At 33.1% G+C, this 13,925-nt stretch carries 12 protein-coding genes; 3 read left to right on the forward strand and 9 right to left on the reverse strand.

Annotated elements, in window-relative coordinates; all coding sequences use genetic code 11:
* Positions 1 to 203: 203 nt before the first annotated feature.
* The 3 genes from ACEN2N_RS17040 to ACEN2N_RS17050 all read left to right on the forward strand — a co-directional run bounded on the left by ACEN2N_RS17040 (position 204) and on the right by ACEN2N_RS17050 (position 4,732).
* Positions 204 to 2,264 (forward strand): tetratricopeptide repeat protein, encoded by a 2,061-nt coding sequence (locus tag ACEN2N_RS17040; protein WP_441825446.1) that lies wholly within the window; start codon positions 204 to 206, stop codon positions 2,262 to 2,264.
* Between the two features lie 264 nt (positions 2,265 to 2,528).
* Complete coding sequence (locus ACEN2N_RS17045; RefSeq protein WP_441825447.1) at positions 2,529 to 4,322, forward strand: ATP-binding protein; 1,794 nt, start codon at positions 2,529 to 2,531, stop codon at positions 4,320 to 4,322.
* On the forward strand, positions 4,319 to 4,732 hold the full coding sequence (locus tag ACEN2N_RS17050) for a response regulator (RefSeq protein ID WP_441825448.1): 414 nt from the start codon (positions 4,319 to 4,321) through the stop codon (positions 4,730 to 4,732). Before ACEN2N_RS17045 ends, ACEN2N_RS17050 begins: the two co-directional genes overlap by 4 nt.
* Positions 4,733 to 4,749: 17 nt before the next feature.
* On the opposite strand, the gene ACEN2N_RS17055 is transcribed toward ACEN2N_RS17050, so the two are convergent.
* From ACEN2N_RS17055 to ACEN2N_RS17095, 9 genes are all read right to left on the reverse strand, one after another.
* Positions 4,750 to 5,460 (reverse strand): LytR/AlgR family response regulator transcription factor, encoded by a 711-nt coding sequence (locus tag ACEN2N_RS17055; protein WP_441825449.1) that lies wholly within the window; start codon positions 5,458 to 5,460, stop codon positions 4,750 to 4,752.
* A complete protein-coding gene (locus tag ACEN2N_RS17060) occupies positions 5,461 to 5,781 on the reverse strand; it encodes an Hpt domain-containing protein (RefSeq protein WP_441825450.1) in 321 nt (106 codons plus the stop codon).
* A complete protein-coding gene (locus tag ACEN2N_RS17065) occupies positions 5,778 to 6,842 on the reverse strand; it encodes a sensor histidine kinase (RefSeq protein WP_441825451.1) in 1,065 nt (354 codons plus the stop codon). Before ACEN2N_RS17065 ends, ACEN2N_RS17060 begins: the two co-directional genes overlap by 4 nt.
* Positions 6,842 to 7,972: an FIST signal transduction protein gene (locus ACEN2N_RS17070; protein WP_441825503.1), complete on the reverse strand. Its 1,131-nt coding sequence runs from the start codon at positions 7,970 to 7,972 to the stop codon at positions 6,842 to 6,844. The genes ACEN2N_RS17065 and ACEN2N_RS17070 overlap by 1 nt, the downstream gene beginning before the upstream one ends.
* Before the next feature lie 10 nt (positions 7,973 to 7,982).
* A complete protein-coding gene (locus ACEN2N_RS17075) occupies positions 7,983 to 10,346 on the reverse strand; it encodes a PAS domain-containing sensor histidine kinase (protein WP_441825452.1) in 2,364 nt (787 codons plus the stop codon).
* A complete protein-coding gene (locus tag ACEN2N_RS17080) occupies positions 10,339 to 10,881 on the reverse strand; it encodes a heme NO-binding domain-containing protein (RefSeq protein ID WP_441825453.1) in 543 nt (180 codons plus the stop codon). Before ACEN2N_RS17080 ends, ACEN2N_RS17075 begins: the two co-directional genes overlap by 8 nt.
* A gap of 78 nt (positions 10,882 to 10,959) precedes the next feature.
* Positions 10,960 to 11,361, reverse strand: coding sequence for a response regulator (locus ACEN2N_RS17085; RefSeq protein ID WP_441825454.1), 402 nt, complete (start codon positions 11,359 to 11,361; stop codon positions 10,960 to 10,962).
* A gap of 123 nt (positions 11,362 to 11,484) precedes the next feature.
* Positions 11,485 to 12,735, reverse strand: a complete 1,251-nt coding sequence (locus ACEN2N_RS17090) for an NAD(P)/FAD-dependent oxidoreductase (protein ID WP_441825455.1) — start codon at positions 12,733 to 12,735, stop codon at positions 11,485 to 11,487.
* 1 nt (position 12,736) lies between these two features.
* Entirely contained in the window at positions 12,737 to 13,924 is a 1,188-nt protein-coding gene (locus ACEN2N_RS17095; protein WP_441825456.1) for a glucuronyl hydrolase, read from the reverse strand.
* Between the last annotated feature and the right edge of the window lies 1 nt (position 13,925).

Genomic DNA, 13,925 nt, shown 5'->3' on the forward strand with positions numbered 1-13,925 from the left:
AATATTGACTTGGTTCTACATCAAATATCATAAAGGCTAACCTTAAATTATAAGGGCTTTAGGTCGTTGACCATTTACTGTAGACGAATAGCAATTATCGTACTTCGGTAATGGTGAAGTCAATTTTATCTTTACAATATTGAAAAAGACAAATAAATCGCAATAATTACCGTTAGGTATTTGTAGTATTAATCTCACTTTGAATGATTCGTAATTTAGTATTCCTTATTCTTTTAACCTCATCCTTCTTAAAGGCACAATCTGATATGACCAAAGGCTTTGGTTTATTAGAGAAAGGTGATTTTCAAGAAGCAGAACTTTTTTTTGGTGACTATCTTAAAACAGACCCAAATAATAAAACGGCATTGCTCTGTTATGGTCGTGCAGTTGGTTTGAGTGGAGAACCACAAAAATCAACTGGTTTGTTCGCTGACCTTTTAAAAGACTACCCTGGTGATTTTGAAATTTTAATTAATTACAACGAATCTTATTTATGGGCGAAAGAGTATGAACAAGCAAAACCTTTGTATGCAGATTTGGTAGAAAAATTTCCGACTAAATTCGGTGCAGTATTAGGGTATGCCAATACCTTAAGTAATTTAAAAGAATATGAACTGGCATTAAGTTGGGTTGAAAAAGCAATTGCGCTAGATCCAGAAAATGCAAGTGCAAAGGTCTCTCGAAAATTTATGCGTTTAGGTTATGCAAATCAGTTTGTAAACAATCAGCAATATGGTAAAGGAGAGCAAACTTTAAAAAAGATTTTTGAAGATTTTCCTGAAGATAAAGATGTATTAATCAATTTGGCGAACTTGTATCTCATTATAAAAGAGGCAGACAAGGCAAAAGATATTTATGTTAGATATGCAACTACCCCAAAAGATTCTATTACGGCTTTAAACGGTATCGCACTGGCAGAACATATCGATGAAAATGATAAAGAGGCACTTATTATTTCTAAAACAGCTACAGTAAAGGTTGATAAAATTGATGATATTAAATTAACCGAAAGCACTTATGATCGCTATGTTCAAGCTTTAATATGGAACAGAAAGTTTATTTCTGCCAGAAATAAGATTGATAGTCTAGAAGTTCATTACCCTAATAAAAATTGGATTTTAGCTTTAAAAGCCACCTTAGGGTTATACACCGGTGATGCAAAATCTAGTGTTGAAAGTTATGATAGAATTCTAGTTAATGACAGCGCTTCTTTTGATGGTAACTTGGGTAAGGCAAATGCATTATTCGCATCTGACAAAATTTTACCAGCTTACTTTATGGCGAACCAAACACTAAAATTTTATGAAAATCAAAAGGATGCCAAAGGCTTTATTGAGAAGCTGAATTTAATGCATACACCGACCATAGAAGAGCATGCAGCCTATACTTTTGACAATGGTAATAATGTCGCATTTTTTACCAATACTACTGTTGATGTCCCTTTTAGCACAAAATTTAGAACTACGGTTTCTTACTTTTTTAGAACAACAGAAAATAGTGTTACCGATAATAAAGCAACCTCTCATGTTTTATTGGCCGGCTTACAATACAAATTATTTCCGAAAACGGTGCTAAAGACGGTACTAGGTTTAAACAACTCTAGGTTTTTAGATGATGCATATACACAACCGGTTTTAGATATTAAATTAGACATGCAACCTTTTAAATTGCAAAACTTAACACTTGGGTATCAAAGAGAAGTACAGAGTTTTAACGCTGAATTAATAGAACGTGAAATTGTACAAAACCATTACGGACTTAATTATAACCTTGGTACTAATGTAAATTTTGGTTGGTATACGCAACTAATGCACACCCAACAGAGCGATGATAACGTTAGAAACTTATTATTTACCTCTTTATATTATAATGTTCTGCGTAAACCTGCATTAAAAATGGGAGTTAACTTTCAGTATATTACATTTAAAGACCAAGTACCTACCATTTATTTTAGTCCAGAAGTATACAAAGCAGTCGAATTATTTGCAGATATACGAGGTAACATCTCAGAAAAAACAACGTATATGGCTAGTGCCGCCACAGGTATTCAACAAGTGGAGGATGATGCTAAAACGGCTATTTTTAGGGCTGAAGCTTCTGTACAACGTCAATTCTCGAAACGATTTAGCTTAAATGTGTATGGCAAGTATAGTAATATCGCCTCTGCCACAGCAGCCGGATTCGAGTTTACCGAAATCGGATTAAAAGCAAAATGGTTGTTTCTAAGTAAACCATTATTCCACAAAAAGTTAAACTTAGATTAGTTTTAATACGGCTACATAATTAATTTTTAACATATACTTATTTCAATATTTATAGAAAAACTTTTAAAGAGTTAAATAGAATTGTTGAAGCTTATATATATTTCTTGTAATCCTTTTAAAAATACTTACAAAATAAGGTGTTCAGCACTAAATTTTATAGATAAAAAATCAATTTTGTAAGAATTTTACTTACTTTAGTGTGAGTCTAAGACGCATTTATTATTCGAGAGATACAATTGAAAATGAAACTCTAATCGAGCTTATATGTGGAAAAGAGTTTTTAAAATGTTAATTGGCCTTTATATTCCTTTATTGGCTTTAACCGTGTTTCTATACTATACACAGAAGCAAAAACAAATAGCGCAATTATCAGAATTTCAGTCACGAGCTACATCATTCAAAATAATTAATTTTAAAAAACAATTACATTCTTTTCTGAATAATACCCACTATTGGTCAACTTTAGAATATCCAAAAGATTTTGATCCCATGGGGCGGCATGAAGCTATAATGCTACCGTATTTAGAAATGATAAAAAAAATTACAGATTACGACCAATTTCGTATACTCGATCTACATGGTAAAGAAATCTTTAGAGCTGTTCGACAAGGCACAGATTCTATAGTGGTAGGGAACTTACAAAATAAGCGAGAACGAGATTATGTAAAAGCTGGTCTTGCATTAAAACGCAATGAATTGTATTTATCTCAAATTGGTTTGAATCGAGAAAATGGGGTTATAGAAAAACCTTACAAACCCGTAATTAGAGGTATTGCTCCAATTTTCGATATCGAAAATAATCAAATTGGTTTAGTAGTAATCAATTTTAAAATGAAGCGAATTCTTGATCAATTGAAGTCGCGAATCGTACAAAACAATATATATCTATTAGATAAAAATTCAAATATCATAACTGCGAGTACATCTTCTATAGACATACCTTATGAAATCGACAATAAAGGAAAAATTTTATCTGAGATTCGCTCTGCCAAATTCAAGACTTTAACTAAAGATAGTACCTATGTCGATGGCGATCACATTTGGTCTCAACAAGCCTTAATGTTAAGTGGACCGCTAAAGCCTTATGGTAGTAGTTCTAAAGACTCGTTAACTGTAATAACACCTACCAATTGGGTTTTTGCGCAAGAAACACCACCAAGTGTTCTCGAAGATTACCTATCACCTGTATATGAAAGTCTGATGATATTTAATATTATCACAATTCTAGTTCTTTTTGGATTATCATATATCTACCAAAAAAATAGAGAACAAAAAGAATTATTCTATAAAGAACTAGAAAGCAAAAATATATTATTGACTAGAAGTAAAGACCAATTAGAAGAGAATAATGTAATGGTCAATGAAATGAACAATAGCTTAGAAATTAGAAATAAGCAGTTAAGCGATTTCAACTATTTAATTTCTCATAACTTACGCTCACCAGTTACAAGTATGTCTGTAATTGTTGAGATGATACAAAAAGAAAAAAATCCAGAATTATTACATCAGTTACTGCCCAAGCTAGATAAAGTAGCCAAAAGCATAACAAACTTGACAGAAGACATAAATGACTATGTATCTATACTTGATACTAAAGAAATAAAAATAGTTGATATCGATTTACAAGAATTGATACTTGAGGTTAAAAATGAATTTACAGAAACACTTTTAGATAATTCTGGTTTTGAAGTTCAACTTAATTTAGCGGCTTGGAACCATATTTCATATTCTAAATTCTATTTACAGAGTATTGTTCACAATTTCATATCTAATGCTATTAAATACAGAAGAGAAAATGTCTCTTCGTACATACAATTCGAATCTGCAATAGAAAATAAGCAAAAGGTGTTGTATGTACGAGATAATGGAATAGGATTAAATTTAGAAAGACATGGCGATAATGTCTTTAAACTATACAAACGCTTTCATAGAAACATCTCTGGTAAAGGGATGGGACTTTTTTTGGTGAAATCTCAATTAGAAGCACTTAATGCAACAATAACAATAGATAGTAAAGTAGGCCAAGGAACTACATTTAAATTAATATTCGAAAAATGAACACAAAACCAAACATTTTACTAGTAGATGACGACGAACTGTACTTGTATTTAATGGAAAAAACCATACATCAATTATCAAAAGATTTGGTGGTTACAACATTTACAGACGGAGAACAAGCTGTTGAATATATCTCAAAATGTACTGAAGAAAAGGTTGAATTACCAGAGGTTATATTTTTAGATATTAATATGCCATTTTTAGATGGTTGGGGCTTTTTAAACGAATTCAAAAAACTAAAACCTAAAATTATTAATAACATTAATATTTACATGGTTAGCTCATCTATGCGCGATAGCGATATAAAAAGAGCCTCTGACTTTGAAGAGCTTACAGGGTATGTAATAAAGCCGGTAAATAAAGTTCAGCTAGCAGAAATATTCAAAAAGATTTACCACGAAAATTGGTAGATAATGGTTTAAAAAACTTAAAGCAAATTTAATCGCCTCATTAACTCTGGGCGATTAGATCGACTTATGGGTACCACGTTTTTAGCTATAAGCACACTATTATCCTCAATATCAATAATTTTGGTAAAGTTGATGATATAAGATCGGTGTATTTGAATAAATAACTTTTCAGGTAATTTATCTTTTATTTTTTTCAAGGTAGTATGTACCCTGTGTTCTTCTTTCTCTGTTTTAATATCAATGTAATCGCCTTTGGCTTCAATAACCAAAATTTCATTGAGTTTCAACTTAATCAACCTTCTGTCAATATTAATATACAAATCTTCACCTTCAGATGAATTTTGTTGTGTTGCTGCCTGCGTTTGTGGCTTTTTAGCAGAAGTATTCTTAATTTTTTCTATACTTTTTTCAAAGCGCTCTAACGTAATCGGTTTTACTAAGTAGTCAACGATACATTCATATTCATAAGCAGCTATTGCAAAATCGGTGTCAGAAGTAGTCATAACTACTTTTGGTGGATCTTTAAGTGTTTGTATAAAATCGACACCACTAAAACCAGCCATGTGAATATCTAGAAAAATTACATCAATATTCTGTTGATTTAAAAACTTGATTGCCGAAATGGCGTTGTCAAATTCTTCAATAACATCAAGCTCGGGTATTTTTGAACAAAGTTGCCTAACAACTAATCTTGCCGTAGCTTCATCATCGATTATAATACAGTTCATTTAAATAGTTTTAATGTATTCTTCAATAGTATCTAATACTTCAACGAATTTAGATTGACTACCGTGCTTTCCGTTCAATAATTCCATTTCATAGGCTACTGCTAGCTTATAAGAATTTTCCATTCCTAAAATATTGAACTTATGCTTTAGCTTATGAACGATTTCGGCAGCTTCTTTTACTCTCGTATTTTTTACATGACCAAAGTACTCTTCTTTTTCTAAAGGAAACTCCATTTTAATGATATCAAGAAACTGATTTCTGAAAGCAATATCGTCACCAGCGAGCTCGTCTACATAATTAAGGTTAGGTTGTTCTATCATGAATTCTTTTTTAATGTGATATAAAACGTAGTACCAACGTTTTCTTCTGATTCTAACCGAACATCGCCTTCATAAAGTACTGCAATTTTCTTCACAATTGCAAGTCCGATGCCGGTAGCATTATTGGCTGTCTCCAGCTTTTTAAACATTTCAAAAATTCCTTTTTGATGTTTTTCTGGTATTCCCTTGCCATTATCAGAAACACTAAATTTCCAATAGGCGTCATCTGGCTCATAACCAACTGATATAACTCCTTTTTCAACATTTTCTGTTGCGGTAACGGCATTGGTAAAAAGGTTCATGAACAACTGCTCTAAGCGAGCTCTTTCAAAAACCATTTGCGGTAAGTTATCTGCATACTCAAAAGATATATTTTCAGGAACATAAATAGTTTGTTCAATATCTTTTAAGCTCTCTTCTAAACTAAATGTAACCCTATGTTCTTCAGTTTCGCCCATGGTTGCATGGTTAAGAATGCCTGTAATTAGCTTATCCATCTTAGTAAGGTTCTGCGATACCAATGAGCAATTGTCTTTACTGACCGCAGAAAACTTTTCTTTCTCATCATCCATTATCCAGCTCATTAACGCATTGATGTTTCTTATGGGCGATTTTAAATCATGCGAAACCATTTGCGCATAGTTGTTTAGAGATTGATTTTGGCTTTCTAAACTCTTTAGAAGTTTATCTTTTTCTGTAGTCATCTCAGAAACCTTCGTTGCCAAATTACTTATGTATGCGGCCAAATCTTCTGCATTGAAGTCATCTTTAACATTTTCACCGAAAAGTTGTTCTTCACTTAAGTTCTCCGTAAGACTACGAATAGTATTTTCTAGGGATACTAGAATTTTTTTTTGCTGGTCAGCCTCTTTTCGTAATTTTTTATTGGCTTCAAATAATTCATCTGAACTTATCGTAGAAGCTCTATGAAGCATAGAAAATTTATCATCATAATTTTCATACGACTTTTCTACAGCATCTAAAAAGGGTACCAATGCAGGATGCGATTCTATATCTTCAGGTAAATATTTTCGAATTTGTCTTTTTAACAGGGAATGCATTATTCGCTAAATAAGGTTAAAGTCATGGTCTGATTGTGCAATTTACAACTATCTTGACCACTAAAAGGTGCCATTTCGCCGTAGGAATAAAATCCGCTTATTACCGTACTATCTCCAATTACCGATTTAACTTCTTCGATTTCTTCTTCTGTACGTTGATCCATGACCAACTTTCTGCCAATACAACTAATCAATAATGCAAGTTCTGGAGACTTTATTCTACCACCCATAGCGAGCTCTGCTGCATGAAAAGCTCCATTTGCTATATCATCTACAGAAGACATCATTAATTGAACCCTTGCTCCTTCTGGAATGTCACCTGCAAGTGTCATAGTATTCTCCTTTTCATCTATACTAAGAATCGTTCTCACCAAAGGTTCAGCATCTTCGCTCACCTTAACGCTCAACGGGTATAGCAATGCAGACTTTGGCAACTCATCTGCTTTTTCACCTAAATAGGTTTTGTAAAGATCTAATGCAAGTTTACCATCTAACTCATATAGTATATTACCTTCTGATTTTGTAATAATACGTTCTGGTCCGAAAGTGGTCCAACCCCCGTAATTAGAACTTGTAATTTCTAAGGTATCACCATAAAAACCTATAGCTATTATTTCACCTTCTTTAGGGTTTTCGTTATAAGCTGCCAACGTTCTTTCAAAACGATCATCATCACCACATAATCCACCAGAGAGTCCGAAATGTGTATTACCTAAATGTTCGAGTCCTTCAATAAGAGCACTTCCATTAACGGTACTACCTTCCGATATTACAAATAAATGTTTCAAATTCTCTTTAGGGAATTCTGCTATAAGACTCTCTCCTAGTTTTTTATCATCATTTTTAAAATCTGCTACATTATTTCTTTTGACCAGTATGGAACTTTTTTCAAATTCTATAGCAGTTAAAACAACGCATCCGTCTAAAACATTATCATCTATAATTTCACCAGAGGTTGTACCAAAAACAATATGCCCGTTCGGGAACAACTGTTTTACCTCATCATAAATATGTTCACTTTCTAACATATATCTATTACCAAAAACCAACACTAAAGGTTCTTCTAGTTTTTTTGAATCAGTGAGTACAAAAGACTCATTAGGCTTCTTTATTGCTTGAACTATTTTCATCATTAATATATTAGTTATGGTCTTTTTTAATGGTAAAATGAAATTGGGTACCTTCGCCAACTACACTATCTACCCAAACGCTACCTTGGTAGCGATCAACTATTTTCTTTACTATCGATAGCCCTATACCGGTAGATCGTTCATTATTACCTATAGATTGAAATATGTCGAATATCTTTTTATGATATTCTTCTGGTATACCCACCCCATTATCGCTAATGGTAAATTGCCAGAATTCGCCATCATCTTTATAGAGAACTTCTACAAGCCCTACTTCTCTTTCGATATGCACTACGGCATTACCGATAATATTTTGAAAAACTTGGTGCATTTTAATTCTGTCCGCCATTATCGTTGGTAATGGCGCTGGTACTACTAATTGTACATGTTCTGGAATATATATTGTTTCGCCAATATCGGTTATAACCGTATTTAGATCAACTTTAGAATCATCTAAGGCAGAGCTATTGGCTGTTGAATATTCAAGAATACCGTGAATCAACTTATCCATAGAGGCAACCTTCTCTTGCATTAACTCAAGATTCTGTCGACCACCTTCATCTAGAACATCTTTGTAATCATCACTTAACCAAGTTGCCAATGCACTTATACTTCTAAGTGGCGATTTAAGGTCATGAGAAACAATATGGGCATACTCTTGTAAACCTTGGTTACTATTCTCTAAATCTTTTAATAATTTCTCTTTCTGAATTTCTAATAGTTTTTGATCTGTAATATCTAAATGAATACCAATAGAGCCTATAACAACACCGGCATCATCATACCTAGGTGCTCCACTAATAAGCCAGTGTTTTATATTCTGATTTTTACCGATTACTTCGACTTCGTAAGATTCAGATTTACCTTCTAGTCTATTCTGATTTTTCTTTTCAATTATATTCGAGTCTTTAAGTTGTATAACGTTACAAGCTTTTTTACCAATAAGTTCTTCTTTTTCAAAGCCACTCATATTACAAAAGCTTTGGTTAACCATTTGTATGTAATCTTCATTGTCGACCTCAACCAAACCTAAATTCATATTAGCGATAATGCTACTATATTTTTCTCGCTGTGTCTCTAAATTTTTTCTGTAATTTTTACTTATAGTAATATCTTGATAAGCCCATAAGTGCCCTTTATAATCACCTTCATGTTTAATAGGAATAAAATCTCTTGATAAAATTCTACCGTCAATCATCTCTAACTCATCGGCTAGAACAGGCTCTTTTTTAGCAAGAATCTCTTCTATTCTACTAACGAATGCCTTAGGTTTTTTGAAAAATTTCTTGTTTTCTTCTTCAGATTCTGCGCAGTCTAAACCTATAAGGTTTTCTGGACTATCTTTAATACCGAATATATTACAGAACATTTGATTGGTCAGTGCAATTTTACCATCTTCATCTTCTAATAACACCCCTGTCTGTAAGTTCGAAATCAATGCAGATAATCTATTTTCAGAAGCTTTTAATTTTCTATCGGCTTCCAATTGGCTAGAGATATCTTCTATAATGGCAACCTGATAATCTTTTTTTCTATGTTCGTCGTGTATAGCGGTCATCATGGTTTTAGCCATAATGGTAGAACCGTCGTTTTTCTTAAATTTCCAGATTTCAGTAAATTTTTTTAATTTACCGGCACACATTTTATCTAATGAAAGATTATCTTCTAATTCATTTTCTGGTACAGAAATAGCTTTAAACGATACATTTTTAAGCGCTAACTCTTTATACCCTAGCATATTGGTAAATGTACTGTTAGTTTTAACAATTTTACCATCTATTGCCAAAACAATACCTAATGGAGAGTTCTCAACGATGATATCTAATTGCGCCTTTTGTTCTGCAACAAGTCTTTTTACTTCTGTTTCTTGGGTAATATCTCTAATAATACCTTGTGCCGCAATTGGTCTTCTATGTTTATCATAAATAAGACTAGCATTGATCTGAATCCACTTTTCTTCACCGTCAGCAACAAAAATCTTGGCACGGTAATTCTTTAAACTACCGACCTCTAACATTGAAGCCATTGATTCTTGGGTATACTCTAAAAAATCTGGATGAATAAATTGAGAAAGGTTAACTAATTTTTCAACATGATCAAAACCTAAGAATTCTTTGGCCGACCTGTTCATATTAATTACATTGAACTGAAGATCCATTACTACATATGGATCAATAATATTTATAAAAACACCATCTAATTCAGATGTTTTTTCACTTAATAAATTTTCAAGTTTATTATTAGATTCCCTTAGATGACTGGTAACATCGTACAGCTCCTTAGATTTTTGCTCCAAGATATTCTCAGCCTGTTGCCGCGCTTTTTTCTGTCTTTCAAGCGCTTTCTTTAAGAGAAGTACTTCTTTATTATCCATGTTGTACGACATCAAATTTCACTTCAGTACCGTCTTCTTTAAGAAGTTCATAAGTAATATCGGCTTTGCCATTAAAGTGTTCAAATGCTTTTTCAATTAAACCGTGTGCCAATCTATATAGCCCCCTAGATGAAGAATATATCATAGAAATAGAATTATCGGTCTTTTCAAGAATTTTAAAGGTAGGCAATTCAGCTTCTGGATAAAGCTTTTTTACATGAACATGTATATGATCTTCAATAGAATATAATAACCCTATTGGCGATTTGTAGCTTTGTATAACCTCTGGGTGTGCATTCTTTAAACTTGAAAACAAGTAAAGACCGAATGCATAAATTAAATCTCCGGCAGGTAAATCTACTTCTTTACTTAGTTGGGTGATAAGCGCTACCATTTCATTAAATTCATAGGTAGCGACAGAGGTGTAAATACCCTCTGAAGGTAAATTTGATTTCTCAATGATATTGTCGACTGTTTCTAAACCGAACTCAGATTCGACCATTTCTAAAAACTCGGTAAATACGATTCCTTTCATTTGAATTTTTTAAATACACTCAAACGTAGGAAAATTAATACGTAAATAGGAAAAAATGTTGTGAAATGAGCTTTTTTGTTAGCCTTTCACTAGTTGATTAACATTCCAGTACTCTAAAACAGCATTTAATTTGTACTCGTAATCTTCATATTTCAATGGTTTGATAACGTAACCAGCGATACCCGCTTGATAACATTTCAACAAATCTGCCCTATTTTCTGAGGTTGTTAAAATAACCGTAGGTAAATATTGAAGTAATTCATCTGCCTTTAAAATAGCTAGAAATTCAATACCGTTCATTCTTGGCATATTCAAATCTAAAAGAATGATATCAGGTAATTTTTCGCCAGACCTTAAAAAAACCAAAGCTTCTTCACCATTTTTAGCTTCTATAATCGAATGCTTTAAGTTAAGTTTAGAAACGGTACGTTTCAACTTCATAACTTCTATTAAATCGTCTTCGATAAGTAATATGTCCATAACATAAATATTTGAGATTCAAAAGTCTGACAATCTTATCGTATAAATTATCTGCTATGGGTGAATGGCAGTTTACTGTCGGTGAATGGTAATTCTCTACCGACGAGTATTTTTCAACATTATTTAAAATCTTCGATCAGGGCTAAATGCCGCGATGTTCATAGCCGTCTTAGTACCACACAATAACTCTGAAACTAGTTTACCTGTAGCGGGTCCTAAACTCCACCCCATCATAGCATGCCCAGTAGCAATGGTTAGGTTTTTAATTCTTGTAGATTTACCGATGTAGGGTAAACCATCTGGAGAAACTGGTCGCAACCCTGTTTTCACATTTTTTATTTCGGTGTCATTTATTTCAATATTCGGGTAAAAAGCATGTGCACCTTTCGCGATTGCCATTACTCTTTCTTTTCTTATAATGTCATTTAAACCAGAAAACTCCATCGTACCGGCAAATCTTGTAAATCCGTTCATGGGTGTAACCGCCATGCTAGATTCCATCAATATAGCGGGCATAGAAATACCTGTTTCACGTTTTACATCTATGCGATACCCTTTACCACCTTGCAGTAGTAACTTTAATTGTAATTTTTTAGCCAATTCGCCGCTCCATGACCCGGCAGCTAAAACAACCTCATCTGGCTGGTAAGAACCTTTATCGGTTATTATTTCTTTTATATGTTCTCCAGAAATCTTAACATCTAGTACCGCTTCATTTGTTTTAAAAATAACACCTTTACTCTTTAAATATGCTACTAACTTTGGCATTATTTCTGTTGGGGTGGTATGCCCATCACATTCATAATGTATAGCACCTTCTGCATCGATATTCACATTAGGCTCTAATTTATGTAGTTCTGCTTTGTTTAACTCAGTTACCTCTAGCCCTTCAAAAGCTACCTTTTCGGCAACATGTTTTTCATGTAAGTAACTAGCTTCAGTTTTATACAACATCAATAAACCTTTTCGCTCAAGTTGAAAATCGCCTAAATCGCCCGAGTTTTTAATATCTGTAAATAGTTCTCTGCTAATAAGGTTTATGTCTTTAATTAAAGGAATCGCCTTTTCAACTTTTGCCGTTGTAGAAGACTTGTTAAAATACCAAGACCATTTCAAAAAATCGACATCTAGTCTTGGTTTCATGTAAAACGGACTAGCAGAATTAAACATCATTTTTATCCCTTTTGCAATCATACCTGGCGATGCTAACGGAATAATATGACTTGGGGTTATATACCCTGCATTTACAAAAGAAGCACCAGATGTGATATCACTTTTATCTATTACGGTAACCTCAAAACCTTCTTTAGTTAAAAAATAGGCGGTGCTTAAACCAACAATACCTCCGCCAATAATAAGGACGTTTTTTTTCATACTAATTATCTTTATTCAAGTTGCGTTGACGTAAAAGTGCCTCTAAAAAATAGTAGTCTGCATAATTAATAGGAACATCTATTTCAGAATTAATGGGCAGGTGACCCGTAGAATGTTTTAACAAAAAACCTTCATTAGTTCCTACTTCTGCCAAGTAAGGCTCAGCTGCCAACGACTGCAATATATTGTTTGCCCTATTAACATAAAGTGCGTTCAAATCATTATTAACATAGGTGCTAAGTTCATATAAAGCTGATGCGGTAATTGCTGCCGCAGAGGCATCTCTAGGTGTCTTATTTGTAACAGGGGCATCATAATCCCAATAAGGTATTTTATCTACAGGTAAATTTTTATGATTGATTATAAAATTTGCGATGTTATTTGCTTGTGCCAGATATTTCGCATCTTTAGTTTCTCGGTACATGATAACATAACCATAAAGGCCCCAAGCTTGACCTCTTGCCCAGGCCGATTCATCTTTATATCCTTGTGCAGTATTTCTTTTCAAGATATTGTCCGTATTTATATCATAATCCAATACATGATACGAACTATAATCATCTCTAAAATGGTTACGCATAGTTGTATTGGCATGAGCTACAGCAATATTATAATAGGTTGAATCACCAGAAATTCTTGTTGCTTCAAAAAGCATTTCTAAATTCATCATGTTATCTATAATAACAGGACATTGCCACTTATCATTCGAATTCCAAGATTGTAAGATGCCGGCTTTTGGTTTAAAACGTGATGAAAGCGATTTTGCAGCTTGAACGATTACCATTTCATAATCTTGGTTATCCATATACTTTAATGCATTACCATAACTATCCCCTATCATAAAACCCAAATCATGAGTTTCGGTATAAAACTGTAAAGGTTCTAAAAGTTTGGTATAATAATTAGCTCTATTTTTCCATTCTGTATTATTTGTAAGTCCGTATAAATTCCACATAGAACCTGGGTAAAATCCGCTAGTCCAATCATAAATACTGACCGCATGTAATTTACCCTCAACTAATGTTCTTGGCATGGGTTTATCCGTATCTAAAAATTTGATGGAATAATGATATAAATATTCATATTGTTCTGAAACTCGGTCAATAAGAGTTTCTTCCAATTTAGGCTCTTGAGCATTACACCACCCAGATACTAAAAATAACACCAGAAAAATTCGTTTGTACATCATC

It is taken from the genome of Maribacter spongiicola (genome assembly GCF_052119685.1).
GTDB lineage: Bacteria > Bacteroidota > Bacteroidia > Flavobacteriales > Flavobacteriaceae > Maribacter > Maribacter spongiicola_A.

Excerpts from the sequence above, each read along its gene's own strand:
- ACEN2N_RS17040 (WP_441825446.1), top strand. The coding sequence starts at position 204 with ATGATTCGTAATTTAGTATTCCTTATTCTTTTAACCTCATCCTTCTTA.
- ACEN2N_RS17045 (WP_441825447.1), top strand. The coding sequence starts at position 2,529 with ATGTGGAAAAGAGTTTTTAAAATGTTAATTGGCCTTTATATTCCTTTA.
- ACEN2N_RS17050 (WP_441825448.1), top strand. The coding sequence starts at position 4,319 with ATGAACACAAAACCAAACATTTTACTAGTAGATGACGACGAACTGTAC.
- ACEN2N_RS17055 (WP_441825449.1), bottom strand. The coding sequence starts at position 5,460 with ATGAACTGTATTATAATCGATGATGAAGCTACGGCAAGATTAGTTGTT.
- ACEN2N_RS17060 (WP_441825450.1), bottom strand. The coding sequence starts at position 5,781 with ATGATAGAACAACCTAACCTTAATTATGTAGACGAGCTCGCTGGTGAC.
- ACEN2N_RS17065 (WP_441825451.1), bottom strand. The coding sequence starts at position 6,842 with ATGCATTCCCTGTTAAAAAGACAAATTCGAAAATATTTACCTGAAGAT.
- ACEN2N_RS17070 (WP_441825503.1), bottom strand. The coding sequence starts at position 7,972 with ATGAAAATAGTTCAAGCAATAAAGAAGCCTAATGAGTCTTTTGTACTC.
- ACEN2N_RS17075 (WP_441825452.1), bottom strand. The coding sequence starts at position 10,346 with ATGGATAATAAAGAAGTACTTCTCTTAAAGAAAGCGCTTGAAAGACAG.
- ACEN2N_RS17080 (WP_441825453.1), bottom strand. The coding sequence starts at position 10,881 with ATGAAAGGAATCGTATTTACCGAGTTTTTAGAAATGGTCGAATCTGAG.
- ACEN2N_RS17085 (WP_441825454.1), bottom strand. The coding sequence starts at position 11,361 with ATGGACATATTACTTATCGAAGACGATTTAATAGAAGTTATGAAGTTG.
- ACEN2N_RS17090 (WP_441825455.1), bottom strand. The coding sequence starts at position 12,735 with ATGAAAAAAAACGTCCTTATTATTGGCGGAGGTATTGTTGGTTTAAGC.
- ACEN2N_RS17095 (WP_441825456.1), bottom strand. The coding sequence starts at position 13,924 with ATGATGTACAAACGAATTTTTCTGGTGTTATTTTTAGTATCTGGGTGG.